The 2,837-nt window shown below is 36.1% G+C and carries 3 protein-coding genes; all 3 read right to left on the bottom strand.

The genetic code is table 11. From position 1 onward, the window contains the following. Window positions 1-181 precede the first annotated feature (181 nt). Window positions 182-1,093, bottom strand: a complete 912-nt coding sequence (locus D6734_07615) for a coproporphyrinogen III oxidase (protein ID RMF94495.1) — start codon at window positions 1,091-1,093, stop codon at window positions 182-184. 74 nt (window positions 1,094-1,167) lie between these two features. Then, the gene (locus tag D6734_07610; protein ID RMF94494.1) at window positions 1,168-1,869 is read right to left on the bottom strand and encodes a twin-arginine translocation signal domain-containing protein; all 702 of its coding nucleotides are present in this window, start codon (window positions 1,867-1,869) and stop codon (window positions 1,168-1,170) included. Window positions 1,870-1,976: 107 nt separating this feature from the next. Next, a partial coding sequence (locus D6734_07605) for a tetratricopeptide repeat protein (GenBank protein RMF94493.1) occupies window positions 1,977-2,837 on the bottom strand: 861 nt, incomplete at its 5' end.

The following is a 2,837-nucleotide window of genomic DNA, read 5'->3' as shown; positions in this document are numbered from 1 at the left end:
TTTTAATAGTTATCTCATTTCAAATACACCGCTAACAACACAACTTAATGGTAAATTCCCTTTTCTAAAACATCCTCAATTTCATTAAGTTAAGGCTGATATTATTCGCTAGGGGACAGATTGTTGTATATATGTAATGAAAAAATTGTGAGAAAAGCCAAAAGCAGACTTGACCCCTTTTTTAGAATTTTATTACAGGGGGGACGTTTGCCAATGACCATGCTTCAAAGGGAACAATCTTCTTCGCGTAAGGGTCTGAAAAGAGTTGGTCTAAAAGCCACCGTTTGCGCATTTCATCCTGCGCTTGAATATCTTTTTCAGTATAAGGGTCGTCCTTTCGTTTCTCCACCAAGTCCATATACTTATCAACAAAATTCACAAAAACTTCTGATACGAGATCAAAATTCTTTTCAGTCTCGAAAAAAAGAGGACGTCCATAAAAGCTAACTCCTACGCAAGCAGGTTTCCGTCTCCATTTACGGTCAATTTCCTTTGGGTCACCCTTACAGATAAGCTGGCGGTTATAGTCTGGACTTTTGCCAAATTTCTTGAACACAGCGTCGACAGTTTCTTTAAGCTCATTGAGGTCTTCTTCAATTCTTGTCCCCGGCATTATACCAATCCATCCTCCTGCAAACGATATACCGCTATCAAAAACCTGGACCACTATAGTGGCATGAAGCATACCCACAAGAGGTGTCTTTGGATGAGCATCAATTGAATAGAACCTCCCCCAAACAAGATTTCCGGGAAGTCTATTGTTAGGAGCGGCCTTTTTGCCTACTGCGAGCATTCTTCCCATCTTTTCAATGACTGGGCCTCGAGTAACTTTTATATCATAATCTGAATAATCGCTTATAATTTCTTTACTTTCTGTATTTCTATTTCCATTAAGCTTAAAAGCGCGTTCAAAATATCTTTTGTCCATATCTTCCATAAACTTGAGCATTCTTTCAGTTAATTTTTTCTCTTCAGGAGTCAAAGTTTTTGCCTTTTCACCATCAGCAGCATAAGAGGAAAAAGGATAGATACCGACGCCTGAAAACAATATAAAAAAAGACAGAACGACGATTAAGCACGAACGCGCTTTCATAATATAACCCTCCAAATTTTAAATTTGAAAATCAGAGGAACAGAAACTATCTGTCTATCTTCTAAATTTTAAAATCAAACAACCTTAATTGAACAAATTTCTCCAGGAGTAACCTTGACCTTTATTCCACCCTCTTCCGCTTGGCCTTCCCATCTTGGCGTACAGAAATTTTTGCATACCTGCTCTATTTTTAGCGTTGTACCAAGAAAGGCATTATGTTTAATTCCTTCTCTAAAAGGACATACAACAAGCCTCTCATTAGGGCGTTTGTAGATTTTTTCAAAGAGTTGAAATGAACATTCTGTACCTTCAAACATATAAGCAAGGATGTCATCTTTCGTGCCGCCCTTCTTCTTAACTCTTTTTACCACTCTCTTCATAAGAGGAGCAAGGAATTCTCTATCAAATTTAATATATTTTTTAATCATTTTATTCTTGATTAAAAACTCTATGTAGCTAAGATGCGCTTTTACAAGAGCATCGTTGAATTTATGTTGATATGGTGTTGAAGAGGCATATGTTTGAATCAAGGCATTCAAGGCATTACCAAGCATATCTGTTTCATGTATCTGCCCATACATAACTGCCGGCTTAGCGTCTGCTGGCATTTTAGGCAATGGTTTTGGAGGCATTGCCATAGGTCTCCCTTTTGGTGGCCCAGCAGATTCAGCTGATTTGATATTTGGTGAAGCGGCAGCCAAAACTGCACCACCTAATACTGCGCCGGATGTTTTAATGAAATCTCTCCTGTCTAAACCACCCTTCTCCTTTTTCATAAAATGTTTCCCCCTTCTTTTTTAGTTGAAATGTTGGTTCCCCTTAAAAGCAAGTTTTGAACAAGTAGAAAATATATTCAAATTACTAATAAACTAAATAAATGATGTCAATTCATATGCTTAATTTTATTTTTCAATTTCTGAACCTTATCTTTTGCCTTTTCTTCTCTACCGAATGAGCAGTCTTCTTCACCTAAATTGAGGTAGGTTTCATATGAATCTAATGCTTCATTGAATTTTCCCATCTTCTCATATGTCATTGCCCGGTTGTAATATATGATTGCCTTAGTAGGCGCTAATTTAATTGCTTTATTGAAATATTCGACTGCTTTTTCATAATCGCCTTTTGCGTCATAGATTGAACCCAATGTGTCATATGTATTGCCAATGTATGGATCGGCTTCAATTGCTTTTTTACAGTACGTTAATGCATTTTTTAAATCGCCTTTTAAAAAGTAGAGGTACCCTTTATTGTTAAAAAGATAGAACAAGTCAATATCTGAACGTTGAGATAATTTTTCAAATATAGCTAAAGCTTCATTATATTTTCCTATTTGCATATCGATAATAGAAAGCATTTTCAAAGTATCTTTATCAGAAGGTGATTCTTTCAAAGCTTCTTCAAGTTTTTCAATGGCTTTATCGGTTTCACAAAGGTGGTAATACAAATTTGCCTGAGCGTTCAAATACTTTGAGTGAGGGATGCCATCCTTTTTCAAAACCTCAAATGCTTTTTCAGTGTCCCCCATGTCTGCATAACATTCTGAAAGATGTTCATATAAGGTATAATTTTCTGGGTCATTCTTTATTGCTTCTTTTAAATCTGCAATGGACTTGCCATAAGCTTTTAATTTGTAAAAGCACTCAGCTCTATATAGATACATCTTGAAATTTTCTGGATCTTTCTCAATCCCTTTTGTTAAATCAGAAATCCCTCGCTCATATTCACCTATTGCTCCAAAAGAAAT

The sequence above is a fragment of the Candidatus Schekmanbacteria bacterium genome, assembly GCA_003695725.1.
Taxonomy (GTDB): Bacteria; Schekmanbacteria; GWA2-38-11; order GWA2-38-11; family J061; genus J061.
This window is presented reverse-complemented; position numbering and strand designations above follow the sequence as displayed.

Excerpts from the sequence above, each read along its gene's own strand:
- D6734_07615 (RMF94495.1), bottom strand. The coding sequence starts at position 1,093 with ATGAAAGCGCGTTCGTGCTTAATCGTCGTTCTGTCTTTTTTTATATTG.
- D6734_07610 (RMF94494.1), bottom strand. The coding sequence starts at position 1,869 with ATGAAAAAGGAGAAGGGTGGTTTAGACAGGAGAGATTTCATTAAAACA.